At 39.6% G+C, this 26998-nt stretch carries 20 protein-coding genes; 12 read left to right on the plus strand and 8 right to left on the minus strand.

Features of this window, described 5'->3' with window-relative positions:
* Positions 1-21: 21 nt before the first annotated feature.
* Positions 22-1158: a DEAD/DEAH box helicase gene (locus LY11_RS17675; protein ID WP_111634976.1), complete on the minus strand. Its 1137-nt coding sequence runs from the start codon at positions 1156-1158 to the stop codon at positions 22-24.
* A gap of 132 nt (positions 1159-1290) precedes the next feature.
* On the opposite strand from LY11_RS17675, the gene LY11_RS17680 reads away from it, so the two are divergent.
* Entirely contained in the window at positions 1291-2262 is a 972-nt protein-coding gene (locus tag LY11_RS17680) for a tetratricopeptide repeat protein (protein ID WP_111634977.1), read from the plus strand.
* 10 nt (positions 2263-2272) lie between these two features.
* Here the strand turns inward: LY11_RS17680 and LY11_RS17685 are convergent, their stop codons facing one another.
* Complete coding sequence (locus LY11_RS17685) at positions 2273-3559, minus strand: MgtC/SapB family protein (RefSeq protein ID WP_146610867.1); 1287 nt, start codon at positions 3557-3559, stop codon at positions 2273-2275.
* A 255-nt stretch (positions 3560-3814) separates the two neighbouring features.
* On the opposite strand from LY11_RS17685, the gene LY11_RS17690 reads away from it, so the two are divergent.
* A complete protein-coding gene (locus LY11_RS17690) occupies positions 3815-4261 on the plus strand; it encodes a hypothetical protein (RefSeq protein WP_146610868.1) in 447 nt (148 codons plus the stop codon).
* Between the two features lie 118 nt (positions 4262-4379).
* Here the strand turns inward: LY11_RS17690 and LY11_RS17695 are convergent, their stop codons facing one another.
* Entirely contained in the window at positions 4380-5516 is a 1137-nt protein-coding gene (locus tag LY11_RS17695) for an MFS transporter (protein WP_111634980.1), read from the minus strand.
* 109 nt (positions 5517-5625) lie between these two features.
* Here LY11_RS17695 and LY11_RS17700 point away from each other — a divergent pair, with 109 nt between their 5' ends.
* Entirely contained in the window at positions 5626-5982 is a 357-nt protein-coding gene (locus LY11_RS17700) for a winged helix-turn-helix transcriptional regulator (protein ID WP_111635013.1), read from the plus strand.
* Positions 5983-6061: 79 nt separating this feature from the next.
* On the opposite strand, the gene LY11_RS17705 is transcribed toward LY11_RS17700, so the two are convergent.
* Entirely contained in the window at positions 6062-7450 is a 1389-nt protein-coding gene (locus LY11_RS17705) for an NAD-dependent succinate-semialdehyde dehydrogenase (protein ID WP_111634981.1), read from the minus strand.
* Positions 7451-7603: 153 nt separating this feature from the next.
* On the opposite strand from LY11_RS17705, the gene LY11_RS17710 reads away from it, so the two are divergent.
* Both LY11_RS17710 and LY11_RS17715 read left to right on the plus strand, forming a co-directional pair.
* Positions 7604-8545, plus strand: a complete 942-nt coding sequence (locus tag LY11_RS17710) for a helix-turn-helix domain-containing protein (RefSeq protein ID WP_245952820.1) — start codon at positions 7604-7606, stop codon at positions 8543-8545.
* Positions 8542-9150 carry a hypothetical protein gene (locus tag LY11_RS17715; RefSeq protein WP_111634983.1) on the plus strand — a complete coding sequence of 203 codons (609 nt, stop codon included), beginning with the start codon at positions 8542-8544 and terminating at the stop codon, positions 9148-9150. The genes LY11_RS17710 and LY11_RS17715 overlap by 4 nt, the downstream gene beginning before the upstream one ends.
* 15 nt (positions 9151-9165) lie before the next feature.
* On the opposite strand, the gene LY11_RS17720 is transcribed toward LY11_RS17715, so the two are convergent.
* Positions 9166-9621, minus strand: a complete 456-nt coding sequence (locus LY11_RS17720) for a MarR family winged helix-turn-helix transcriptional regulator (RefSeq protein WP_111634984.1) — start codon at positions 9619-9621, stop codon at positions 9166-9168.
* A gap of 149 nt (positions 9622-9770) precedes the next feature.
* Between LY11_RS17720 and LY11_RS17725 the strand changes: the two genes are divergently transcribed.
* The 5 genes from LY11_RS17725 (at position 9771) to LY11_RS17745 (ending at position 16352) form a co-directional block, all read left to right on the plus strand.
* Positions 9771-10820: an HlyD family secretion protein gene (locus tag LY11_RS17725; RefSeq protein WP_111634985.1), complete on the plus strand. Its 1050-nt coding sequence runs from the start codon at positions 9771-9773 to the stop codon at positions 10818-10820.
* A 33-nt stretch (positions 10821-10853) separates the two neighbouring features.
* The gene (locus LY11_RS17730; RefSeq protein ID WP_111634986.1) at positions 10854-12434 is read left to right on the plus strand and encodes a DHA2 family efflux MFS transporter permease subunit; all 1581 of its coding nucleotides are present in this window, start codon (positions 10854-10856) and stop codon (positions 12432-12434) included.
* Between the two features lie 32 nt (positions 12435-12466).
* Positions 12467-13762: a TolC family protein gene (locus LY11_RS17735; RefSeq protein ID WP_111634987.1), complete on the plus strand. Its 1296-nt coding sequence runs from the start codon at positions 12467-12469 to the stop codon at positions 13760-13762.
* Entirely contained in the window at positions 13763-14011 is a 249-nt protein-coding gene (locus tag LY11_RS17740) for a hypothetical protein (RefSeq protein WP_111634988.1), read from the plus strand.
* Between the two features lie 109 nt (positions 14012-14120).
* On the plus strand, positions 14121-16352 hold the full coding sequence (locus LY11_RS17745; protein ID WP_211321588.1) for a B12-binding domain-containing radical SAM protein: 2232 nt from the start codon (positions 14121-14123) through the stop codon (positions 16350-16352).
* 17 nt (positions 16353-16369) lie between these two features.
* Here LY11_RS17745 and LY11_RS17750 read toward each other — a convergent pair whose 3' ends face one another.
* Complete coding sequence (locus tag LY11_RS17750; RefSeq protein WP_111634989.1) at positions 16370-18742, minus strand: ABC transporter permease; 2373 nt, start codon at positions 18740-18742, stop codon at positions 16370-16372.
* A gap of 258 nt (positions 18743-19000) precedes the next feature.
* Here LY11_RS17750 and treZ point away from each other — a divergent pair, with 258 nt between their 5' ends.
* Both treZ and treY read left to right on the plus strand, forming a co-directional pair.
* Positions 19001-20827 carry a malto-oligosyltrehalose trehalohydrolase gene (gene treZ, locus LY11_RS17755; protein WP_111634990.1) on the plus strand — a complete coding sequence of 609 codons (1827 nt, stop codon included), beginning with the start codon at positions 19001-19003 and terminating at the stop codon, positions 20825-20827.
* On the plus strand, positions 20820-24782 hold the full coding sequence (gene treY, locus LY11_RS17760) for a malto-oligosyltrehalose synthase (RefSeq protein WP_111634991.1): 3963 nt from the start codon (positions 20820-20822) through the stop codon (positions 24780-24782). The genes treZ and treY overlap by 8 nt, the downstream gene beginning before the upstream one ends.
* Before the next feature lie 110 nt (positions 24783-24892).
* Here the strand turns inward: treY and LY11_RS17765 are convergent, their stop codons facing one another.
* Complete coding sequence (locus tag LY11_RS17765; RefSeq protein ID WP_111634992.1) at positions 24893-25639, minus strand: SRPBCC family protein; 747 nt, start codon at positions 25637-25639, stop codon at positions 24893-24895.
* A 78-nt stretch (positions 25640-25717) separates the two neighbouring features.
* Positions 25718-26983, minus strand: a complete 1266-nt coding sequence (locus LY11_RS17770) for a TolC family protein (protein ID WP_111634993.1) — start codon at positions 26981-26983, stop codon at positions 25718-25720.
* Between the last annotated feature and the right edge of the window lie 15 nt (positions 26984-26998).

Consider the following 26998-nt stretch of genomic DNA (forward strand, 5'->3'; position numbering starts at 1 on the left):
CGGGATTTTAATTATAACTCTTTAAGATAAAGAGATAGTTTCACTATCAATTAATTCTACTTTTTTACCCATTTTCTTTTGAATGATCTCAAAATGATGTAGTTCATCCTGGCTAACCAGTGAAATCGCATCCCCTGGTTTATCTGCACGACCAGTTCTGCCGATACGGTGAACATAATCTTTCGGTGACCTCGGTAATTCATAATTGATCACAAAAGGAAGGAAATTAATATCAATTCCTCTGGCCATTAAATCTGTGGCAACCAATACTTTAAGTTTGCCTGATTTGAAATGTGTTAAAGCATCGGTTCTTGCACCCTGGCTTTTTTTGCTGTGAATAGCCTTTGCATCAATATTATTTTTACGAAGCTTATTGACAATAGCATCTGCCTGCTTAACCGAAGAAGCAAAGACCAGTACTTGTTTCATTTCATGATGGTTGATCAGGTAACGTAAAAACGGGCCTTTCTTTTCATCAGAAACGATATAAGCTACCTGGTTGATCAAATCAAGTGATTCCTCTTCTTCCGCTATCTTGATAACCACAGGATCATGCAGTAAGATTTGGTGAATATGCTGAAGATCATCATTTAAGGTAGCGGATAATAATATATTTTGACGCTTTTCAGGTAAAAGCGCAATGATTTTGTTTACTTCTTCTTTAAATCCCAGGTTAAGCATTTTATCTGCTTCATCCAGTACCAGGGTTTCAATACTTGATAAATGTACAGCCTTTGAATCTACCAATTCCAATAACCTGCCTGGTGTGGCAACCAATACATTTACGCCCTGCATAGCCATCATTTGAGGATTAATAGAAACGCCACCGTACACTGCCAGTGTTTTAACAGGCTCAGGAATTGCTTTGCTGAAAATCTGAAAAACCTCTTTAACCTGTTCAGCAAGTTCACGTGTGGGTACTAAAACCAGTACATTCGCATGGCGGTTTTTCACGCCCAATGTTTGTTGCAGGTTCATTAAAAGTGGTAAAACATAACTTGCAGTTTTTCCGGAACCTGTTTTCGCAATGGCTAAGACATCTTTTTTATTTAATATAGCTGGTATAGCTGTTTGTTGAATAGGAGTGGGTACTGTGAACTTCTGATCTATCAGCGCTATTAATAAAGCAGGAGATAAACCGAGGGATTTAAAAGGCATATTACTTAATTTTTGGTGTAAAAGTAAACAAAAATCGCTGTTAGCCGTTGGAGAAAGAAGATAGAGTTTTTGATTATTATTGATGAAAAGAAAAAACATTACATATTTTAATAGAAATTTTAGGGCTTAAATATGAAAGACGAGATACGTATGGCAGTTTCCCTGCCTCATGAATTAGAAAATGAAGTGTTTGAATTAAGCGATATGGCTTGTGAATTACTGGAGGAGGGTAAAGTTGAAGAAGCATTAGCAAAAATAAAACTTGCCTGGGAGAAATTGCCGCAGGCCAGGTACAATACTTCTGTCTCCCATATGATCTTATGTGCTTTAATTCCTATTTTAAATACTGCAGGTAAATATGATGAAGCCTTACAATTGACCAAAGAATGGATAGCAGATCTGGAAACCTCTGGTTACAAAATCTACCATACCATGCCATATATTTTACATGGAGAGACGATGTTATTTCTAAAAGATGCAGATGCGGCAAAGGGATCTTTTGAGCAGGCCGTAAAATACGGGGCCACAAAAAGGGACTTTAGTGATCAGCCAGCTTTCTATTTTGAGGTGGCGAAAAAGAAACTTAATGATCCTGAAGAGATTCTGGCACGCTTTGAAAAAGAAGTTTTATCCCGGCCTTTCACTGTACTCAGGCCTGAGCTGGTGGAGCTTTCTGATGAGGTCAGTGAACGTATCGAAGAATTAAGTGAACAAGGAAACGAATTGTTTGAGGAAGAAAAATATCAGGAATGTATTCAGGTTTGGAGTGAGGCGTTGGCCCTGGTCCCTCAGCCCCAAAACTCCCATGGTGAAGCATTCTGGCTGGAAACTTCTATCGGAGATTGTTATTTTATGCTGAATGATTTTGAGCAGTCACTTTTACATTTTTTAAATGCAAAAGGAAATATCGAAACCAACGCTTATGAAAATCCATTTGTGATGCTGCGTTTAGGTGAATTGTTTTTAGAAGGTGATCATTTTAATGATGCCAAAGAATTCCTGCTTCGGGCTTATATGCTGGAAGGACAGGAAATATTTGATACAGAAAATGAGAAATATTTTGTGTTTTTAAAACAAAATGTTGAACTCAATGCGCCCGGTTAAGACCCCGGATTTATTGTAAATAGCTGACGAATATTTCAGAAAGCTGGAAAACCCGGTCCAATACGATCATCACAATACCTACTAAGATAATACTCAGTAATTTATAGGTAAAAGTCCTGACAATTTTTTTATCGTGTATTGTTTTCCAAACGATCGGCAAATCAATCAGAGCGCTTGCCATAGAGGATATAATGGCGGCGCTGCCCGCAACTGCAGGACTAATCTGGCCGTGTGCAGCCATTGTAGCGGCGGCGACAGTTGTACTTGCGCTGCTGATCAGTCCTCCGAAAAAACCAGTACCTAAAATACCAAGACTTCCGAAATAGCGGGTCAGTAAAATACCTGCTGCCTGAATGATGATAAACAATACGCCAAACCACAATACTTTTGGTAAAGAAATAGGAGAGGCCAGTTTTATGGTAGCCTGCGGGGTGGTATCTACTTCCTCTACCAAATAATCACGCCAAATCCATAATGCTGCCACACAAGACATGGCTAGTAGCGGTATAAGTGTAGCAGTGAGTGACAGTGGAACAAATATAGCTGCCAATAGCATGTTTCTTACAAACATGGAAATATTGATCAGGCTGGATAGTGTTGTTATTTTTGAGGGTGTGCCAGCATTCTGGACCCTGGAACTGACTTCGGCCACGGTTGCTGTACTATTAACCAAACCTCCAAATATCGCCCCAAGGTATAAACCTCGTGTACTGAATACGCGCAGGAATACGTAATTCACAAATCCAATTCCCGCAATCGCAATCACACTTATCCAGGCATCACTAGGATTGAATAATTGCCAAGGATCAACGTATCTGTTGGGCAATACCGGGAAAATCACAAAACCAATTAAACCCAGTAAAATGGCGCTCCTGATCTCTGAAGGAAGGAGCCCGCCGGCAAATTTGTTCAATTCTGTTTTCCAGGCCAGCAGCATAGTGATTACAATAGCACCGGCAACTGGCGTAAATATATGTCCCATACCGACCAGAACGCCCAGCATATAATTGGCAATCAGGGCAGCTGAGGTTGTGATTTCTACAGATTCGTTAGCCATCAGGCTTCGTGCATTCATACCGATTGCCAATAAGAAGACGCCTACCATCGCAACGATAATAAAATCGTGTCCTGCAAGAGTAGAGAGCATGCCTAATAGTGCGACAATTGAGAATGTCCTGATTCCAGCCTCTTTATGTGACCACTTTCGCTCCATGCCTATCAGCATGCCAATGCCTACTGCAACAGTCATTTTCAAAGCAACTGGCCCGACTGGATAATGTATAAAATCGTTGTTCATATAGCTGATTTTTATTCCCTTCAATAAGTTTCCTCTGCTGCTCAAAATCACTGTAAATTACGTAAACAGGGAGAGTCTTCCTATCTATTTGTGTAATGCTTTTGAGGCATTGCAGTTTAGTACTTTTAGTTCAACAGTTAAACCCCCTGTTTTGTGCGTATTGGGGAACTGAGGAGGTACGCTTAAACATATATAAGCCCCTGAATAGTCCTCTTTAGTTGGCTGACTAAAAAGCTCCGGAAACTTGAAATATTGGTGAAAACAGTCAGGATTTCCAGTGCAACTTGTACTCCTGTACCTTTAAACTCGGGAAAGCAAGCTTTTATTGCTAGTTTTGCGCGCAAAGAACAGATTATGGAAGCGAGTGAACTAAGAATTGGAAATTATACAATGGATCATGGTCATCCTGAGCAAATACCTTATGGATCTGATATTGATTCTGCGGGATTGATGGACCCAATTCTTTTAACAGAAGAATGGGTAGTTAAATTTGGTTTTGAACGTTTTGAATTCGAATACGAAGAAGGAAATGAAACAACTTATGTGCTGGAAAAAAAGAATGGCCATCAATTCGTTCTCAATGAAAGTTTACAGCCTATGGATGGCGAAATCGCAATGTTAGACTACAAACTGCAATATGTTCACCAGATTCAGAATCTTTATTTTGCATTGACTAATGAAGAATTAATGATCAAAGAATAGGGTCAGAAGAATTTCCTGATTAAATGAGTACCAATGGGGGCGTGTTAATCGGAATTTAAAGGATTATACTAAAATCCTTTCCTTTTAGAGTAGACCCTGGTATTCACTTTAAAGAGTCTTACCCTTTGGTCAGGCTTTTTAAAGTGAATACCAGCAGTGCTAAAGCAAGCAAAATAATACTTGTCCAGGGTAGCTGATGAATCCCAATATTGACGATTGCTAATCCGCCAACCGTTGATCCGATTGTTACGGCAAGATTTCCGCATGAAGTGAAAATACTATTGATGAATTCAGGTGCTTCTGAAGTTGAAGAAGTGATATTTACATTACTAATCAGAAAACCACCCGCATGGATGAATCCCCAAAATATGATGACGAATATCATAAGGTTGTAACTAGCTCCCATAAAATAAGTTAAACCATGAATTCCCAGCAATGATACTATGAAAAGTATTGTAGTCCTTTCCCTGTTTTTACTTAAAAATTTACCGGCAAAATAATTCCCTGCAACGCCGGTTATGCCAAATATCAATAACATTAAGCCAATTGCTGAGCCATTCATATGCGTAACATTTTTCAAATAACCGGCCATATATCCATATGTAGAAAACATGGCAGCAATCACCAGACAGGCTAATAAAAGACTGAATAGCAGCTTACGGTTACCTAATATTCTCCAATAAGAAGTTTTGATTTTCACCCTGGCAACAGGAATAAAAGGAAGGAAAACCCAGAGGGATAAAAATGAAATGATATTGATCACGGCAGACAATAGGAAAGATGCCCTCCAATTAAACATTTCAGCTATGAATGTTGCCATGGGTATTCCAAAAACTGTGGCTAATGTTAGTCCACCAAATACAATGCTGACAGCTTTAGGCGACTCATCAGGATGTACAGTGCCTGCTGCAACAGCCAAACCAATAGACCAGAAAACAGGATGTAAAATTGCGGGCAAAGCACGGGCAAAAAGTAAAAATGGGAATGATGGTGCGATAGCGCAGAGTATGTTGGAAATCGAAAAAATCGCTAATACCAGTAATAATGTCTTTTTTCTATTGGCATTTGTGAATGCTAATGTTATAAAAGGGGCAGAGATAGCTATAATCAGCGCAAAAATACTCAATAACCATCCTGCCTTATCAATAGTAACATGATACGCATTTGCTATTTGTGGTAAGATACCGATCACACCAAATTCGGTTGTTGTAATTCCGAAAATCCCTAAAGCCAGTATATAAAGTGTTCTTTTCATATTTGTTTTTTATGCAAATTTGAAACATAAATAACCTGATCAGATGATATGCACTTTTATGTGCGATACTATCAAAAAGGAAAGTATACTGATAATTAGAAGCTTAATCATGCCAGAATTTTTTCACGATAAAAAACTATACTATACCCCAATTGAATTTGCCTTAAAACATATTGGGGGGACATGGAAAATGCCTATTCTCTGGAGGCTTCATGCTAATATTCTCAGATATGGAGAATTGAAAAAAGATATTCCGCATATTACACACAAAATGCTGGCGAGTCAGTTGCGGGAGCTGGAAGATAAACAACTTATTGAACGGACTGTTTATCCCGTTGTTCCACCCAAAGTTGAGTATAAGATTACTGCAAAAGGATTAAAAGCAATCCCGGTAATTGAGCATATTATGAAGTACGGTTATGAATTAATCCAGGAGGCAGGTATCGAATATCCACCAAAGATTTAATTTGCAATAGGTCACCTCCTGAAAATACCGTTATTAATCAAATAACGGTATTTTTTTAAAAGATTTGTTGTACAGGTAATTATTGTAATTTCAGTCCTGAAAACAGGGTATATTTAACTTCTACATATTCTTCTATCCCGTAATAACTGCCCTCACGTCCATAACCGGATTCTTTAATGCCTCCAAACGGTACTGATGCAGTACCCACAGAACCGCTATTTAAAATAACCATACCAGATTCGATGCGTTGTGAAAGTCTAAATGCACGGCCAAGGCTTTCAGTATAAGCATAAGCAACAAGCCCGTACTCCGTATGGTTTGCACGCGCTATGACTTCTTCTTCATTATCAAAACTGTATACAGCGCAAACAGGCCCGAAGATTTCAGTTTGATTAATATCCATGTCGTCCGTCAGCTCCGTTAAAATAGTCGGTTCATAGAAAAGACCGCCTTTTGCATGAACTTTTCCACCGTATATTACTTTAGCACCTTGCTTAACCGTAGTAGAAATCAATGCCTGCACTTTATCAATTGCCTTTTGATTGATGAGCGGGCCAACAACAAATTCTTCCTGCAAACCATCATCAACTCTTATTTGTGAAACTGAAGCTTTCAGCAGCGCGATTACCTGATCATAACAAGTTTGCTGAACATATATACGGTTGGGCGAAATACACACCTGTCCGGAATTCCTCAGCTTTGCACTCACCAAACCTTTTACCGCATTTTCAATATTTGCATCGTCAAAAATGATAAATGGCGCATTACCACCAAGCTCCATGGTTAGTTTCTTAAGAGTTGCCGCACTTTGTTCTGCCAACAGCTTACCGATCTGTGTTGATCCGGTGAAGGAGATTTTACGGATACGGGCATCAGCGGTAAAAATCTGACCAATCATTTTCGGATCACCGGTGACCAGTTCAAACACGCCCTCCGGAATTCCAGCTTTGCGTGCATAGGCTAACAATTTTATAGCAGTTAGTGGTGTATCTTCTGCTGGTTTGATAATCATTGTACAACCTGCCGCTAAAGCAGTAGCAATTTTTCTTGTAATCATCATGAAGGGAAAATTCCAGGGTGTGATTGCTGCGGTTGGGCCAATAGGGTTTTTGGTTACGATGACCGCTCCATTTGGATCATGCGTTGGGATAGTATCTCCATATAAACGCTTAGCTTCTTCTGCATACCATTCAATAAATCCTAAACCATAATCAATCTCTCCACGGGATTCCGATAAGCATTTTCCATTTTCAGCGGTCAATAATTCTGCAAATACTTCTTTGTCTGCTTTGATCAGGTCATGCCATTGGCGTAATAAGACGGAGCGTTCAGCAGCAAGTTTTTTTGACCAGGATGGAAATGCGTTAACTGTAAGGTCAACTGCAATTTTCACCTCTTGTTCACTAAGGTTTGCACATTCATCAATTAAATTTCCCGTTGAAGGATTGTATACTTTGATAGTTTCCATGTTCTTGTAATTTAGATACAAATGTACCGTGACAAAAATGCTGTAGTTAGGCGCTATCAAACCAATGCTTGTATAAATCAAACCATGATATGGCATTGGCTAAAGAAGTTATTCATTTAACCAGAAAAATTCATTTTGCAGAATTCGAAGAAAATGAACTATTTTTGCCATGCTTTAGTCTCTTATTTCCCTCAGATCATGGAATCTCTTGAAGAATTTTACCAGTATAAGTTTGGTGGGATTGCCGGCCAGCTCAATATGGCTATTGGACAATTCAATGTTTTTCGTATTGAAGATCGTGCACGTAGAGACACCCCTTCACTGGTACATGTGCGGCGTAATTTCTATAAAGTCATGCTTTATATAGGAGAAAATGTGTTTCATTACGGAGACGAAAGCATAAAAGTTAAAGGTAAAACTCTTCTGTTCTTTCATCCCCAGGTCCCTTACTCTTATGAGAGGGTAGAACAGGGGACGACAGGTTTCTTTTGTGTATTTAAAGATGAATTTTATCAGGAAAATTTCAGGTTGAACCTAGGAGATCTTCCTTTATTTGCACCTGGAGTACCACCTGTTTATAAGCTTAACGAGGGGCAGTACAAAGAAGCAGAATCAATTTTTCAAAGAATGTATCAGGAAATTGATACCTCCTATATTTATAAATATGAATTGATCAGAAGTTATCTGAACCAGCTGCTTTTTATGGCTATGAAACTAAATCCTGAGCATACGCATTTAGAGCACGCTGATGCGGGCACCAGGATAACGGCCCGGTTTATTGAAATGCTGGAAAGACAATTTTTGATTGAATTCAGTACAGAGCGGTTATTACTTCGGACACCTAAAGATTTTGCTGGCAAACTTGCTGTGCATATCAATTATCTAAACCGGATTGTAAAGAAAACGACTGGTAAAACTACAAGTGAACATATTTACAGCAGAATAGCCTCAGAGGCCAAAATATTGCTTAAACATACGCAATGGAACATATCCGAAATAGGTTATGCGCTTGGCTTTGATGATCAGGCACATTTCAATAAATTTTTCAAAGCACAAGCTGGAATGAATCCTACTGCTTACCGGACAGACATATGACAAGTGAAATACAAATTTTAAAAGACTTTGTTGAAGGCAAATTATCTCCTAAAGCTTTTGAACAACACATTTATACAAATTCAGCATTAGAGGAATTACTATCGGACCCGGCGATAAGCTGGCATGGGACCTATCTGGAAGGTACAACTGCATTTTTATATTTGGCAGAACTGAACTATGGAAATTCTGCCGGGCAAATAGAAGCCCACGGAACTGCTGAACTATTTTTAATGAAAATTGGCATTGAGGTAATAGCTTCAAAAAAATATACGCAAGACCATGAATTGCTGATCAGCGCGACTCCAAAATATATTGATGCCGATGCGGATTTTATTGAAAAATATATCTTGCCAACGGATAAAATGATTGCTAAAGCTGACAAAAAGCAGTTTATTAAACAACGCTATGCGGAACTTTTTAAATATCAGACAAAACCTCCTCAATGGATACAGCACCCGGATTGGTTAATAAAAAATGATAAACCATTGTTTTTCTTAGGTCAGTTTGAAATCAAAAATTGTAATTTATTTCACGATGATGGTCGTATTTACCTGTTTATCGATACCGGAACAGGAGCTGTGGAAACTGTAAAACAATTTTATTGATAACAAATATTGGATTTATAGCAATTTTTCCTGTTCTTCATGCCAATTTGAAATTTTGATTAGCGTATCTATGAATTGTTCATATTTTTTGGCACCAATTAACTTCTTATATTCTGCAGTCATGTCATCAGCCATTTGACAGATCGTATCATGGAGTTTCTTTCCTTCTTCCGTTAAAAAGATCATGATTGACCTGGCATCAGCTTCGCTTTTCTGGGTATAAGTCAAACCTAGTCTTTCCAGTTCCTTGACTGTTTTACTCACTCCCTGCTTGGTTACCATGATCTTGCTGACCAGGTTATGGTTAGAAATGCCAGCATGACCAATACTCATAAAATAGGGCATAAAGGTCATATTGAAATCGCTGGGCATTAAATTAGCTAAGTGGGTGGCGGCCGCTTTATCAGTATGCCGCTTTAAAATATAGATCTGTTTGAAAATTAACCTTTCATAGTCGTGCACATCTTCCATGGTTGCGAATTTAGTATAAATATTACTTATTTAACTCATAACTGAAATGTCATTTAAATCTAATATTGACAATTTTGTTAATAAAATAAGTAAACTTGGTTGACGATATTAGTCAACTAAGTTTACATTTGTTCCGTTAAATATATATTATGGAACCAGAAGAACAAACCCAATCCTCCGCTAAAAAAGTGGTAAAACTACTGATTATCGGCCTTGTAGCTATTTTTATCTGCTACTTCGCTTTTAACAAAATTGCGCATGCGCTGACCTATGAAAGTACTGATAATGCACAGCTCGAATCAAATGCTGTTCCTGTGCTAAGCAGGGTTTCCGGTTATATTAATGATTTTAAACTGTTAGATTATCAGCAAGTACGAAAAGGGGATACCCTTGTGGTTATTGACGATAGTGAGTATGTACTTGCCGTAAAACAAGCTGAAGCTGATCTTTTAGCAGCAAAAGCCGATCTGAGCAGCGCGGAATCTCAAATCCCGACTATTGGCTCCGATCAGGATGTCGCTTCTGCAGGAATCAGTGTAGAAGAAGTGACTTTGAAACAAGCAAAGCGCGATGTAGCCCGCGATGAAACCTTATTCAAAGAAGGATCAATTACCCAAAGGCAATATGAAAGAAGTCAGTCAGCTTATCAGACTGCTGTTCAGATGCTGGCTTCCAGTAAAAGTAAACTCAAACAAGCAGGGACGCAAAAAGGGAATGCCAATGCAATGATTCAGCGTGCAAAAGCTAATATTTCCGCCCGTGAAATCGCACTCGAAAAAGCGAAGCTAAACTTAAGTTATACCAGGATTATAGCCCCTGCAGCTGGTAAATTGGGAAAAACCAATCTTAAAAGCGGACAATACGTTCAAGGAGGACAGCAACTGTTCAACCTGGTGAGCAATGATAATTACTGGATCGTTGCCAATTTCAAAGAAACCCAGATTGAACATATGAGAGTAGGGCAACTGGTAAATATTGCCATTGACGGATACCCTGATCATAAAATTACAGGTACCCTTTCTGGCTTCAGCGATGCTACAGGAGCGAAATTTTCTTTGCTGCCACCAGATAATTCTACAGGAAACTTTGTCAAAGTTACGCAGCGTGTGCCAGTTACTATTCAAATCAATAAAGCTGAAGTACTTAAAGGAATGCTGAAAGCCGGCCTTAGTGCAACTATCGATGTAAAGGTGAAATAGGCATGGATAATTTCAATTTTATCAAATTTTAAAATGGAAGGCGAAAGAAACAAATTCATAAAAATACTCATTGTCATTACCTGTATCACAGCTGCTATTATGGAGCTGATTGATATGTCGATTGTCAATGTCGCACTGAATAATATTAGCGGAACCTTAGGGGCGACGCTTGAAGATGCCTCCTGGGTTGTGACTGCTTATGCGATTGCAAACGTGATTGTAATCCCTTTAACTGGTTTTCTAAGCCGTTATTTTGGACGAAAGAACTATTATCTCGCTTCAATTATCCTGTTTACCCTGGCTTCATACATGTGTGGTAATTCCTCTTCTTTATGGATGCTTGTGCTTTGGAGATTTGTACAGGGAATAGGGGGTGGTGCGTTACTTTCTGTTTCTCAGGGGATCCTGTTTGACCAGTTTAAACCTGAAGATAAAGGTATTGCCGGTGGTATATTCGGAATGGGGATTGTCATTGGGCCAACCATTGGGCCCATTCTTGGTGGATATATCGTAGACAACTATCATTGGGCATTGATATTTGATATTAATATTCCTATCGGGATAGCTGCGGCCTTGCTTACCTGGAAATTTGTAGACAAAAAAGCTGATGAATATAACATTGATAAGAAATCAATACCAATTGATTATATCGGTATTCTATCTTTAACCATAGGCGTTGGTGCGCTTCAGTATATTCTGGAAAAGGGACAATCCGATGATTGGTTTGAGGATGAGAACATCCGTTATCTGACTGCCGCTGCTATATTAGGCCTGGGGCTGTTTATCTGGTGGGAACTCACCACTAAAAACCCGGCTATCAATTTAAGGGTCATGAAGAGCAGAAACCTGATTGGGAGTAACATCCTGACCTTTGTCTGTGGCTTCGGGCTGTTCGGTTCTGTTTACCTGTTTCCGGTGATGGTGCAAAGGGTAATGGGATATACGCCAACAGAATCTGGCATATCGATGATCCCAGGCGCACTGGTTACCATATTTGCCATGCCATTTATCGGAGCAGGTTTGGGAAAAGGGGTAAAGCCAATTTATTTTGTATCCCTGGGTTTTGCACTGTTCATTTTACATGGTTATACCTCTTCACAAGCTGCACCGGATGCTGACAAATGGTGGTTTATTGTGACCCAGATTTGTCGTGGAATAGGTACAGGTTGTTTAACCGTGCCCTTGTTAAGCCAGGCTGTTGTTGGTTTAAAACCAGAAGATATGCCTTATGGTATTTCCCTCAACAATATGTTCAGGCAACTCGGAGGAGCATTTGGTATTGCAATCATGAACACTTATGCTACTAACCGTTTTGCAACCCACCGCACAGACCTGGTTTCTAATCTCCAGGGAAATAATCCGCTATTGGGCGAGCGGCTGAATGGAATAACACAAGGTCTGGTTGCTAAGGGAATGAATCCGGCATTAGCCAAACAAGCTGCCTATGGAGCATTAGACCACAGTTTATCCAATCAAGCACAAATGCAGGCCTATTTAGATGGTTTTCTGCTGATCGCGATTTTCTTTGTTTGCACGATCCCATTTATGCTCCTGCTGAAAAATGAAACTATGGATGCAGAAACAAGGGCAAAAGTCGCTGCAGCAGCACATTAACATGAAGCTGCAAATTTATTAATCAAAAAAACATGAAAAAGTTATTCCTCATTATATCTCTGATTTCTCTGTCCCTGGCTTTACATGCACAGGAAAACACAGGGGATCTCAAAACACTGATCAATCAATCATTTAGCTATTTTCCGCAGTTTAAAGAGCTTGGGCAAGCTATAGATGTTGAACAGCAGCGCATAACGCTTGCTAAGTCTGCTGGCTTGCCTTCTGTACAGGCGACAGGCAGTTACCGGTATACGAGCCCGGTATCTCAAATTAGCATTCCTGCCGGTGGCAATGTGCTGGACTTCAGTATTATGCCTAAAAATAATTACAATACATCGCTGGATGGCAGTTATATGCTTTGGGATTTTGGGGTAGTTAAAGCGGGTGTGGACCGGGCTAAAGCAGGTTTGGAATACGCAAAAGATAACCTGGAATTTAACCGGAACCAGGTAGCATTTCAAGTTGGGAATATTTATTACCAGATAACTTACCTCAAAAATGCAATCTCGATCCAGGATAGTGTAATTAACTTTCTGGAAGTCAATAAAAAAGATACCGAAATAAAGTTCAAAAATGGAGACGCTTTAAAATATGATGTACTTTCTATTCAATCCAGCATTGATCAGGAAGGAAATCGTAAAATAGAGCTTCAAAATAACCTGAATAAGCAATATGCCTTAATGGAATATGCCACAGGAACCAGCATTAAGGCGAATTCTTCAGATTTCGTTTTCCCTGCAGCAAACAATTATGACCTGAATGAGGCATTGGCGGAAGCACAAAATAACCATCCTGAGTTCAGGTTAATCAAGGACAGGATTCAACAAGCAGAAGCAGAGCTTAAAGTGAGTCAGACTAACGGTAAACCTTCCTTGATCATGAGCGGCGGAACAGGTTATAAAAATGGCTTTACACCAGATCTTGATAAATTCAGGTATAATTATTCTGCAGGTGTCACCTTGAATATTCCAATTTACCAGGGCGGAAGGGCTAGAAAACAGGTGAGGTTATCGCAAAGTCAGCTTTTACAAACTAAGTATTCAGAAGAAAGCCTGAGCAATACTTATCGTAAGGATATTCAGCAAGCTATGATTGATATAACCAGCAATACTTCTAGTCTTATCAATTCAGCAAGACAGGTTACAGAGGCCAAAGAAGCACAAAAACTTGCGCATAGCCGTTATAGAAATGGAATTGGGACAAATCTGGAACTGACTAATGCCAGTACCAATGTTCAAAAAGCGGAATTAACCAATTTACAATACAAGTACCAGTTATGTGTGGCACAATTGACCATTGCAAAACTAACTGGTTTTAAATACTGGTAAATGAAAAACGGGCCTCAATTTATACTCATCCTGTCAACAGTCATCAGGACTCCATTTGATTTGAACCGGATTAAATATACAATCGCTAATTTCAACAGTGTGATTGAATGGAGTCAGGATCTTGATGACGTTGACAAGATCCTTCGTATAGTTTCTGATGAAGATATTAGCGAAAAGCTGGTGCTGAATTTGGAAAAAGCAAAAGTGAGCGCAGTAGTCATGCAGGTATTTAAGAAGAGTATAACCTAAGAAATCGGCAGAATAGGGCTCTAAACATAAGATCTTACGCTTTGTGAAGCCTTATGTTTGGAGCCCGCTGATAATATTAAGTCCGGCAAAACCCAATACTAAAATAATTATGGATATTTTTGCCAGGAAATACAATTCCATTTTGAAAACAGATCTTTTCCTTATTACGCCTCCCTTTACCCAACTGAATACCCCGTATCCTGCAACTGCCTATATCAAAGGGTTTTTAAATACTAAAAATATTTCTTCCACTCAGGCAGATTTGGGTATTGAAGTTATATTGGCTTTATTTTCCAGAAAAGGCCTGGAAGATCTTTTCTTTCATGCTGAGCAGCTGGCCGATCAGCCAAAAAGTTCGAATGCAAAACGTATTCTTGCTTTAAAAAAAGAGTATATCAGAACCATTGATGCGGTTATTGCTTTTCTGCAGGGCAAAAATCCAACCCTGGCTTTGCAAATTTGCCAGGAAGACTTTTTACCGGAAGCCTCGAGGTTTACGCAATTAGAGGAGCTGGACTGGGCATTTGGTTCAATGGGAACGCAGGACAAAGGGAAACATTTAGCGACACTCTACCTGGAGGATATTTCAGATTTTATTATTGAATGTATAGATCAGAATTTTGGGTTTAGCCGTTATGCCGAAAGATTAGGCAGAAGCGCAAATTCCTTTGATGAGCTTTATAAAGCTTTAAATCAAAAGTATACCTATATGGATAAACTTTTGATTGAAATTTTAGAAAAGAAGATTGCCGTTGTTCAACCTAAGTTATTTTTAATTTCTGTCCCTTTTCCGGGGAATTTATATGCCGCTTTCCGCTGTGCACAATATGTGAAAAAGCATTATCCGGAGATTAAAATTTCGATGGGTGGTGGTTTTCCCAATACAGAATTACGTTCGGTTTCTGACAAGAGAGTATTTGAATTTTTCGATTATATCTCTTTGGATGACGGGGAATTACCTATTGAACTGATCTACAATTCGATTGTCAAAGCGGGGCCTTTTAACCTATATAAAAGAACTTTTCTACTGGAAAATGGAGAAGTTACCTATAAAAATGATGCTTTAAGAAGCGATTATAAACAGTTCGATGTAGGCACGCCGGATTATAGTGATTTGCAACTCGATCAATACATTTCTGTTATAGAAATTGTAAATCCAATGCACAGGATGTGGAGTGACGGCCGCTGGAACAAATTGACCATGGCACATGGATGTTATTGGGGGAAATGTACATTTTGTGATATTTCTTTAGATTACATTAAGGTTTATGAACCCGTTGCAGCTAAACTGATCGTAGACCGGATTGTAGAATTAAGTGAGAAAACCGGACAAAATGGCTTTCACTTTGTAGATGAGGCTGCACCTCCGGCACTGATGCGCGAAGTCGCACTTGAGATTTTAAGAAGAGAAATTTCTGTAAGCTGGTGGACGAATATCCGGTTTGAGAAAAGCTTTACCAAAGACTTGTGTATTTTGCTGAAGGCATCGGGTTGTATCGCCGTTTCAGGAGGTTTAGAGGTGGCATCGGATAGGTTATTAAAGCTCATTGATAAAGGAGTATCCGTTGAACAAGTAGCCCGGGTTACCCGAAATCTGACAGAAGCGGGCGTACTGGTGCATGCGTATTTGATGTATGGGTATCCGACACAAACTATTCAGGAAACTGTAGACAGTCTGGAAATGGTGAGACAAATGTTTGAAGCTGGCGTTTTACAGTCTGGCTTCTGGCATCAGTTTGCGATGACTGCACATAGCTCTGTTGGTATGTTTCCCGAAAGGTTCGGGGTAGTTAAAGAGACGGAAGTGATCGGAACCTTTGCCAACAATGACATCAACTATATTGATAAAACAGGAATAGATCATGGTAAATTTAGTTTTGGTCTGAAGAAATCGCTTTTCAATTTTATGCACGGCATTTGCCTGGATTACAAATTGCAGGACTGGTTTGATTTTAAGATTCCCAAAGTCATGGTCCCTTCAGATTTTATTGAGAAAGCTTTGAAGGAAGAAAGTAAGTTCGACACTAAACCGACCGCTAAAGTGGTTTGGTTAGGAGGGAAGCCGGAGACAAAATGCTTCGCAAAGAGTAAAAAGGGGAATGCTCTGGAAACTATGATTTTGACTTTTCACGATAAAAAAGAAACGTTTACTATTCAGACCAATAAAAATGAAGGAGAATGGCTGAGCTCCATCTTAGAGAAAATAACGGTTTCCAATACAAAGGTTTATACTTTTCAGGAAATTAAAGCTGATTTTGAAACTACCATGGAATATTTTGAACTGTTCTGGTATTCAAAACCAATTTATACTTTAAGAGACTTTGGGCTATTGGTTTTATAACCCAAAGTTCCAATTCTTTATTCGTATTTCAGCGCTTGTACAGGGTTGGCTTTTGCAGCTTTGTAAGCCTGAAAACTAATCGTCAGCAAGGCAATGAGTGCTGTTCCCCCTATGGAGCTCAATAGTACCAAAAATGAAATAGTTGTTCTGAACTCAAAACTAGTCAGCCACCTGTTCATCAGGTAATAAGCTAAAGGCACGCCAATACATGCAGCCACAAATACCATTTTCAGAAATGAAACTGAGAGTATTTGCATGATATTACCTACCGAAGCGCCCAGCACGCGGCGTACCCCAAACTCTTTGGTACGTTGTTCTGCGCTATAAGTGACCAGCCCATAAAGCCCCATACAAGAGATTAGTATGGCTATGCCTCCAAACAAGTTAACCAGAATACCGAGAATGTTTTCTGAGTGCATTTTTCTGGAATACAATTCATTGACGAACCCGATTTCCACAGGATATTCCGGACTGATATTTTTGGCAACTGCCGAGATCAGTGCTATGTTTTTACTCAGACTATTGGCAGGATTTAACTGCATATTAATGATCCCGCCTTCATTTTTACTGAAATTGATGACCATCTGGCGGCCCGATCGATAAGGAGAATCCCAGTTAAAATCTTTAAAAACACCAATCACCTTCAATTGATTTCCAAAGAGTTTTACAGTGGTTCCCACAGGATCTTTAAGCTTCATGACCTTCACTGCCGTACTGCTTAACAGGATTGCGGCAGTATCTGAGGCAAAATCCCTCGAGAAATCGCGGCCCGATATTAACTCTACCCCGGTTGTTTTTACAAAATCATAAGAGGTTTGCAAACGGTTGAAGACAATTTCCTTTCCCCTTTGTTCCATTCCCGGCCATTCCAATCCATAAAACCAATTACCGACCCTGGTCATGCTCTGAGAAGACTGGTTTACGGAAGTAACTGCGCCGGTTTTCAACGCCTGCGCTTTGAACAATTCAAACTTACCAAACAGTTCCCCATCCTGGGGTAACTCAGCAAGCAAATTGATATTATAGCCTACCGGTCTGTTCTTGATGAACTGCATCTGTTTATAAATCACCAGGGTAGCGATGATCAGCATAATGGCAAAACTAAACTGTGTAACTACCAGTACCTGCCTCAGATTGACAGGAATGAGCTTCGCCCTTGCTGTTTTCTTTTTTAAAGTCTGAATTGGATTAAAGGAAGAAAGAAACAGCGCCGGATAGGCTCCGGACAACAAGCCAGTCACCAGTGCTATAGAGAAAATACCCAGCCAATAACCAGTATTGCCATAATCAATTGTAATATCTATTTGCAGCAGGTTATTGAACAGGGGCAAACTGACTTCAACAATGGCGGCAGCAATCAGCACCGCCACTGCAGTCAGTACCATAGCTTCGGTCAGGAATTGAGTAATCAAAGAGCCCCGTGTTGCACCAATGGTTTTCTTGATACCCACTTCCTTTGCCCTGCGCTCTGATTTAGCGGTAGCCATATTCATGAAATTGATGCAGGCGACAAGCAAAATACCAAAGGCCAGTGCAATAAAAAGATAAATACGCTCTATCTCTCCACCAACACTTTTGCCGTTCAGAAATTCACCATGTAAATGTTTATCCGATAAAGGGAACAGGAAATTCTCATTCTTTTGCGCGGTATAATTTTCATTGAACAGCTTTTTTACCTTCGCATTAATCGCATCTATAGTCGCCGGATTATTCACCCGGGCCATGGCCAGAAAGCTAAAATCTCCCCAGCCAGGATTTTTAACGTAACTGTTTATACTTTCAAAAAAAGACCAGGGCATCAAATAATCAAACCTGAGTGAAGTATTGGCAGGCAGATTTTTGATGACACCAGTTACCTTTAAATTATTTGCATTTTTATACCTGACAGTTTTATTCAGCACATCTGTAGTGCCAAATAAAAGTATGGCCGTCTCCTGTGTCAATACAATCGAATTTGGCGTATTTAATGCAGTATTGGGATTACCAGCTATGAACTCGTAATTAAAAACTTTAAGTATATCCGGATCAGCGAAAAGGTCCACTCTATTAAATACTTTTTGCGCATTGGCAATAGGTGACCTGTCACCACCACCAATTCTGGTAATCACATCCACCTCTGGTATTTTAGCCTTAATAGCCATTGCAATCCCGTTTCCAGGTGAAAATCCTGTACTTGTAATCTTTCCGGAAGCATCCTGAAAATTGGTCATCACCTGGTATATTTTGTCCGCGTCCTTAAAATGACGGTCAAAATCCCGCTCATAATTCACATATAATAAAAGCAGCAAGCAGGCAGACAAACCAATCGCCAGACCAATAATATTAATCACAGAAGAAGTCTTATTCCTCCAGAGATTACGCAAAGCGATTTTTAAATTGAGTCTGAACATGTCAGTGTAGTTTATCAATTAAAATAAATACAATTGATTTGCAATTTACCAAGTTTGTGCCAAGAGTAGTTAATGTTTTAATGTGCTGTTTTACAGTGTTTTATTTTTGAAACTTTAAGCTAGCTGTTCATTATCGGACGGTTGGCGTACACTGCCGGACAGTAATAGCTTAAAGAATACGAAACTTTATTTTTTTTGCGCTGTTTTTCTGGAAATAATCAAAGCCTTAAATTTTATAAAAAGATAACAATTCATCATATGGATATATTGAAAAGAGAGATAGGCGTAAATTTTAATTCGGATCATATAGCTGCGGTTAAAGTTTGGGCACCAAAGGCAACTCAGGTAGCTATTCAAACCGGAGAATTGTTACTGGAGCTAACGCCGGATTTGTTTGGTTACTGGTCACTTCCTACAGCACTGATCAAACCTGGTGATCGCTACGAGTTTATCCTGGATAATGACCAGCGGTTAGCCGATCCGGCATCTTTATCTCAACCTGATGGTGTGCATGGTAGTTCGCTGGCCATTGATACACGTTACAACTGGACAGATGCTGACTGGGAAAATATTCCTTTACAAGACTATATTTTTTATGAAATACATACAGGTACTTTTAGCCATGATGGAACTTTTAAGGGGATAGCTGATCATCTTGATCATTTAGTTAACCTTGGCATTACCGCAATTGAGCTGATGCCTGTGGCCTCGTTTCCGGGGAAGCGAAATTGGGGTTATGATGGTGTTTTTCCTTTTTCAGTGCAAGAGTCTTATGGAGGCGCGGCGGGTTTGCAGCAACTCGTTGATTTATGTCATCAAAAGGGCCTTGCCGTTGTGCTGGATGTGGTCTATAACCATGTGGGGCCTGAAGGGAACTATCTGGATGCTTTCGGGCCATATTTTACTGATAAGTATAAAACACCCTGGGGCAATGCAATCAATTTTGACGATCAGGGAAGCGATGGGGTCCGGAATTATTTCATAGAAAATGTACTGATGTGGTTTCGGGATTTTCACATTGATGCCTTAAGACTTGACGCAGTTCATGCCATTAAGGATTTCGGTGCGCTGCATATTCTGGAAGAGATCAGGTGCCATACCAGCTTTTTGCTGGAGAAAACCGGGCGCAAACATTACCTGATTGCGGAATGTGATTTGAACGATCCACGCTATATTACTCCGATTGACGAGAATGGATTTGGAATGAATGCGCAATGGGTAGATGAATTTCACCATGCCTTGCGGGTAACTGCCGGGGAGCCTGCTAAAGGATATTATAAAGATTTTTCAGGTATACAACATCTTGCCAAGTCTTATACAGACGCTTATGTTTATACGGGCATGTATTCGGTTGTACGTGAAAAAACATTTGGGCGTATGCCTATAGGGAAGTCCGCAGATCATTTTGTGGTCTTTTCTCAAAATCATGACCAGACTGGTAACAGGATGCTGGGAGAGCGTACCAGTAAACTGTTTAGTTTTGAAATGTATAAGCTCATGGCTGGTGCTGTACTGTTTTCGCCGTTTTTACCTTTATTATTTATGGGAGAGGAGTGGGGGGAAACCAACCCGTTTCTTTACTTCGTTGACCATTCAGACCCAAAGTTAATAGCGCAGGTCAGAAAAGGCAGAAAGGAAGAGTTTGCAGCCATGTTTGATCAAGGAGAAACCCCTGATCCGCAAGATGAAGCTACCTTTAATCAATCCAGGTTAAATTGGGAACTGATTGGCGAGCATCGGCATGCTTGTATTTTCAGTTATTATCAGCAACTCATTTTCCTTCGTAAAAAATACCTGAGTTCTGCTGCGCATAAAGCGCCGGAAGTCCGTGTTTTAGCGGCACAAAATTGTTTGTTATTGGAAAGAAAGTGTGCCGACCCTACGCAGCTTGTCTGGTGTGTGCTGAATTTTTCTACGCAGCAGTTCGTACTGGATATTCCCGATCATATCGTTATTTTAAAAGAGCTGGTTAACTCGGCCTCCTCGACGTGGCTTGGTCCCGGCGAACCAGCTACAGAAGACCTTACTCATCAAATTATTGTGCCTTCAGAATCTTTCATTGCTTATTCCGCTAAATATGTTTAATCCGATTTCCACTTACCGCATTCAATTTCATGCCGGTTTTACTTTTAATGATTTTCGTAAATTAATTCCCTATTACCATCACCTTGGCGTAAAGACAATTTACGCTTCACCAATTTTTACGGCTGTTCCCGGAAGCATGCACGGTTATGATGGCATAAATCCAGTGCAGATTAATCCGGAGATTGGTTCAATAACTGAACTGAGGCTGATTGCTAAAGAACTGGCCGCTTTGAAAATGGGCTGGATACAAGATATTGTCCCTAATCATATGGCTTATGATTACAGGAACCCGTGGTTAATGGATGTTTTGAAAAAAGGAGAAGATTCAAAATATAGAAATCATTTTGACATCATTTCCCCGAATTTAGCTACAGAACCACTAATGGCTCCATTTTTAGGGGAGAGTTTGGAGCAGGAAATTGCAAATGAAAACCTGGTACTGATCCAGCAAAAAAAGGAATGGTTTTTAAAATATCATGAAAGTTACTGGCCATTGAGAACAGGGACAAACTTAAGGGGTTCGGTCCGGGAGATTGCTGATCAGCAGTTTTACCGGTTGTGTTCTTACCAGGAAACTAATGAACGGATAAATTATCGCCGCTTTTTTACGGTGAACAGTTTAATCTGTCTGAATATGCAATTGAAAGCTACATTTGACGATTTTCATGTTTTGATTAAAGAATTGATCACGCAAAATATATTCCAGGGATTGAGAATTGATCATATCGATGGGCTTTTTGACCCGCTGCAATACCTTGAAAATTTAAGAGCCCTTTGCGGGGATGATGTCTATATTGTTGCGGAGAAAATTCTGGAACCCGGCGAGATTTTACCCTCAGCATGGCCAATTCAGGGAACTACAGGTTATGATTACCTCGGATTAGCTAATCAATTGTATACCAATGAGCAGGCGGAAAAAAAGTTTAACAACTTCTATGAAAACCTGACCGATGACGATACGGCTATTGAAGAACAGATCCGTGAAAAGAAGCGTAAAATTCTAAGTACTGCGATGCAGGGAGAGCTGGAGAATCTCTTCAAATTTCTGCTGAATATTTTGCCTGAGGGATCGGAACGACTGACAAATGAAGATTTTGAGGCATTTAAATACATCATTTCTGAGCTCCTGATTCAATGTCCTGTTTACCGTTTCTATGGAAATGCTTATCCGCTGCCCCAACAGGAAATAGAAGGCATGGAAAAGTTGTTTGCAGCACTGGAAAAAGAGAAGAATTTATCAAGACCTGTTCAATTGATTAAAAAGGCACTGCTTTATGATCATATCTCTTTTTATCAAAGATTGATGCAATTTTCGGGGCCATTAATGGCGAAGGGGGTGGAAGATACTTTAATGTATACTTACAACAGGCATATTGGAAATAACGAAGTTGGAGATTCTCCGGCAGTTTTCGGACTAAGGGCTGCAGATTTTCATGAGGCTATTTTAGACAGAGCTGAAAACTGGCCATTGACTATGAATGCGACAGCTACGCATGATACCAAGCGCGGAGAAGATGCAAGGGCAAGATTGAGTATCCTGACCGATCTTAAAGGCGAATGGCTTCAGCAGGTAAAGAATTGGAGAACACTGAATTTAACACCTGGAGCTGCACCCGATGAAAATGATGAGTATTTTATTTATCAGACTTTAGTTTCCACTTATGATGAGCGGGAAGCCACTGAAGTTTATCAAAATAGATTTCTTGACTATATTCAAAAGGCTTTACGCGAGGCTAAAGAGAAATCAGGATGGGAAAACCCAGACGTGGATTATGAAGCGGCAACCAGTGCTTTTGTGATCAGAATATTGGATACTAAACGTGAATTCTGGACGGTTTTTAGTAATTTTTTCCGAAGGCTCACTAATCTGGGTGTGATAAAATCATTATCTTCTTTAATTCTTAAACATGGAGTTCCGGGGATTCCTGATACTTATCAAGGGACTGAACTTTGGGACTTCAGTATGGTAGATCCTGATAACCGAAGGCCGGTTGATTATGAATTACGCAAACAATACCTGGATGATTTTTCAAAGAAATCGTTCAGTATTAAATTATTGTGGCAGGAAAGTTCAGCTGGGGAAATTAAGTTATTGATCTTACAGAAACTGCTGAAGTTCAGAGCAGCATATGCTGAATTATTCAGGTTTGGATTATATATTCCTTTAAAAGTTACAGGGGTGAATGCTGCTGATTTTATTGCTTTTGCGCGAAGATATAAAACAGACTGGGCCATATTTGTGGTACCTGTAAATATGGTGACGTTATTGGACGACCAGAAGAGTTTGCATTTTGAATTAGGAGATACTCAGGTTGTTTTACCTGCTGATGCTCCCCCTTGTTATATAGATTTAATTGATAATCAGCCTTGTAAAGTTGAAAATGGTATTCTGGTATTACAAGATGTTTTTAAATCAGTACCGTTTGGGGTGTTCCATCAAAAAGTTGAGCACCAGGAAAGGGGAGCGGGGGTCTTAGCGCACATTACCTCAATCCCTTCTGCATTTGGTATTGGCGATATTGGACCAGAGGCGATTAATTTCCTTGATTTTCTAGCTTCCGGTGGTCAAAAGTACTGGCAGATATTACCTTTAAATCCTGTTTTAGCTACGCAGGCTTATTCTCCGTACGCATCCAGCTCGGTAATGGCTGTGAACCCTATTTTAATTAGTCCGGAGCTCCTGCTCAAGGATGGATTGCTGGAAAAGCGTGATTTAAAAGGAATGCAGCAAAAAGCAAAAAAAAAGGTCAATTTTTATTCAGTCGTTGAAAAGAAAAAGATATTATTAAGCTTAGCTTATCAGCGGTTTAAACAAAAATCTGATGGGGAAGATCAGGAGTTTTCGGACTTCTCTGCTAACCAGGCTTACTGGCTGGAAGATTATGCGTTATATGAGGTTATAAAAACATTAAATGATGATCAGCCCTGGTTTGAATGGTCAAGGGAGCTGAAGGGCAGAGACCTGGCCGCTTTAACTGAAGTTAAAGAGCGGAATGCGGACAAAATAAATGAGATTAAATGGTACCAATTTGTGTTTTTCAAGCAGTGGAACCAATTGAAGGCGCATGCTATTAGTTTAAATATTAAGTTGATTGGTGACCTGCCATTTTATGCTGCGCTGGATTCTGCTGATGTATGGTCAAACCAGAGTTTATTTGAGGTTAATTCTTCAGGAGAAATGAAAGCGGTTGCAGGAGTTCCGCCAGATTATTTTAATGCTGACGGACAGCTTTGGGGCATGCCTGTTTACAATTGGAAAGCGATGGAAAAGTCGAAGTACGATTGGTGGGTTCAACGAATAAAGAGAAACATGGATTTATATGATTTAATTCGTTTGGATCACTTCCGCGCATTTTCGTCTTATTGGGAAGTTCCTGCAGGAAGCAGTTCTGCAAAATTCGGCAGTTGGAAAAAAGGGCCGGGCAAACCTCTTTTTGATGCTTTGATCGCAAAGTTCGGAACTATTCCTGTTATCGCCGAAGATCTGGGAGAAATTGACGCTGAAGTTGTAGCGCTCCGTGATCAATATCAGCTGCCTGGCATGAAAGTCTTACAATTTGCTTTTGGAGAAGATAGCCCGGTGTCTGTTCACGCGCCTCATAATTTTACTACTGTAAACTGCCTGGTTTATACCGGAACCCATGATAATAATACGACCAGAAACTGGTACGAGAAAGATATTGATAAGGATGCCAGGCTAATGATTGCGAGTTATACAGGGGTAAAGGTTTCTAAAAGAAATATCTCAGAAACATTGATCAGGTTAGCGTATGCTTCAACAGCAAATATTGTCATTGTTCCGATACAGGATATTCTGAATAAAGGGGCAAAGGCAAGGATGAACGTTCCCGCATCTATTAAGCGAAATTGGGTATGGAGAATTAAACCAAAGGAATTAAATGATATTATAGGAAGTTATCTTAATGATTTAGTGAGGCGTTATAGCCGTTTTTAAGAGTATTGAGTAGTAAGGTGGGAATATCAGGATAGTAAAGTAAGAGTATTAAAATAGTAAAGCTGGCTAAACAATTAGCCAGCTTTACTGATTATAAGGTTATTTACTGATTATGTGGTTAATGAATCGGATAGTCCGGCGTATTGTCTGAAATCTGCAGCCTCTGCATAAGTTTTAAAGTTTTGAATGTCCTCACGGATCATTCGTTCAAATAATCCGCTGAAAAGTGAGGCGATTCCCTTGCCTACGCTTCCTGCCGGAGGGAAATAATCAATTTCAATATGCAGTTCTGTTCCGATACCATTCAGGGTATCTTTAAACTCTATTTTCCCTGCATTGACAATCATTGAACCTTCAAGAGATTGCCAGCCCAGATATTCATTTGTTTCTTCCCGGGTGATCTGCGCATTCCAGTTGAGCTCTACCAAACCTCCGGGAGTATTGGCACTCCATAAAGAGATTTCTTCATTAATTTCTTCTACACTTTTAAGGTGTTTCATGAATTTTGGAAGATTAGAAAGCTCTCTCCAGAAGGCATATACATTTTCTCTTGGCGCATTCACAACAATATCTTCCGTGATATTAATTGCCTGGGGATCGGTGGTGTCTTTACCAAGTTGTTTATAAATAGGGCAAACCCCTGTAGCGCCCCGGTAAAGCATGAGCCCACCTGCAGCCACGCCCTGAAAACCAAGAAATGGATGTTTTCCTATTTTTTTTATACTTTTATAAACCAGCCAGGTTCCCGCCAGAAGGGAAACGATTCTTTCGCCCTGATCTATATTTTCTTTTCCGGTAGTCTCTAATCCCAGCGATGTTATGCGGTCGATGATTTGATTGCTCAGTTCATTTTTCATAAGTCTCTTTTTGTAGACAGAACAACGTCCCCGCACATTGGTTTTGTTAATTATTAATTTTCCGGCTTTTGACTTATTTTAAGGTTCTACGACCGTTTTCCCCACCGTATAATTTATATCAGCAATAGCTTTTTGAAGATTGAATTCTTGTTGCAGCAACTTTAATTTGGTGTCTTTGTAAGAATCAAAAAAATCTACAAATTCAACAAGTCCTGTTTTTCCATTTTCATAATCATTCAATAAACTTTTGAACAACTGATCATATTCCTCATTAAAATAAGTATGCTTCATTGATAACACCTGTTTGCTCAATTCATATTGCTGTAAAGTAGCTATCACTGCATTCTCTATCCTCAAATCGTTTTCCCGGAGAAGATTTTCTTTATTTTGGACATCGTAACGGGCATATTTAATATTTCCCTGGTTACGGTTAAAAAAGGGCAACTGAAAACCAATTTGCAAGCCAAAATAATCTTTTGAATAGCTGTTTGTATGATCGTAATCAATTCCCATAGTTATATTAGGAATAGCCAGTGCTTTCTGGTAGTCCAGGTTATGTTGAGCATATTGAAAAGCAAGGCCGGATGAACGCAGATCGGCTCTGTTTAATTTAGCCTGGCTAATTAATGTTTGAATATCCAGTTTCGTTAATTCTGTTTTTGAAGGTTTAATTACCGGAGCTATAAATGCAGTAGATTTTGTATTCAATAATACTTTCAGCTCTGTTTGTAAAATGTTAATCTGCCTGCTGTTTTCTACTCTGTCGTTTTCTAAACCAAAAAGTAATGCCCTGAGCCTGATCACATCCTTGGCTTTGGTTTTATCTTTTTTAAAGGAGTGTTCAACTTTCGTAATTAACTCATCACCCGCGGCAAGTTCATTTTTATAGACTTTGGCCTGATCATTCAGATTGGCAAGCTGTGCAAAATCGAGTTGCAGGTTATAATGTAAATTGCGCATCAGATCTGTAAAAGCAGCTTCTTGAATATCAGCCTGATCAGTAGCAAGTTTGATTTCTTTACTTCGTTTACCTGCTGTTTTAATCACCTGGCTCACCACCAGGTAAACTTCACCATTTCCATTCGCATGGTTAAAAAAACTGCGGGTATTATCGTAAAGATTTTCATCTGTCGCCAGGGTAGGGTTGTCCCATAACTTTGCCTGTTGTATCAGTGCTTTTGATGCCTTGATATTATATTGCTGTGCAATCAGGCTCAGGTTATTTTGTAAGAATGTCTTTTCCGCTTCCGAAAAAGTGATTCTTAAGGTATCAAGCTGTGCACTGGCCCGGAATGTTACCATGAATAGTAAAAGCGCGATTAAAATAGTTTTGTTCGTTTTCATAGTCTTAAAAAAAGA

It is taken from the genome of Pedobacter cryoconitis, assembly GCF_003259615.1.
Taxonomy (GTDB): Bacteria; Bacteroidota; Bacteroidia; order Sphingobacteriales; family Sphingobacteriaceae; genus Pedobacter; species Pedobacter cryoconitis.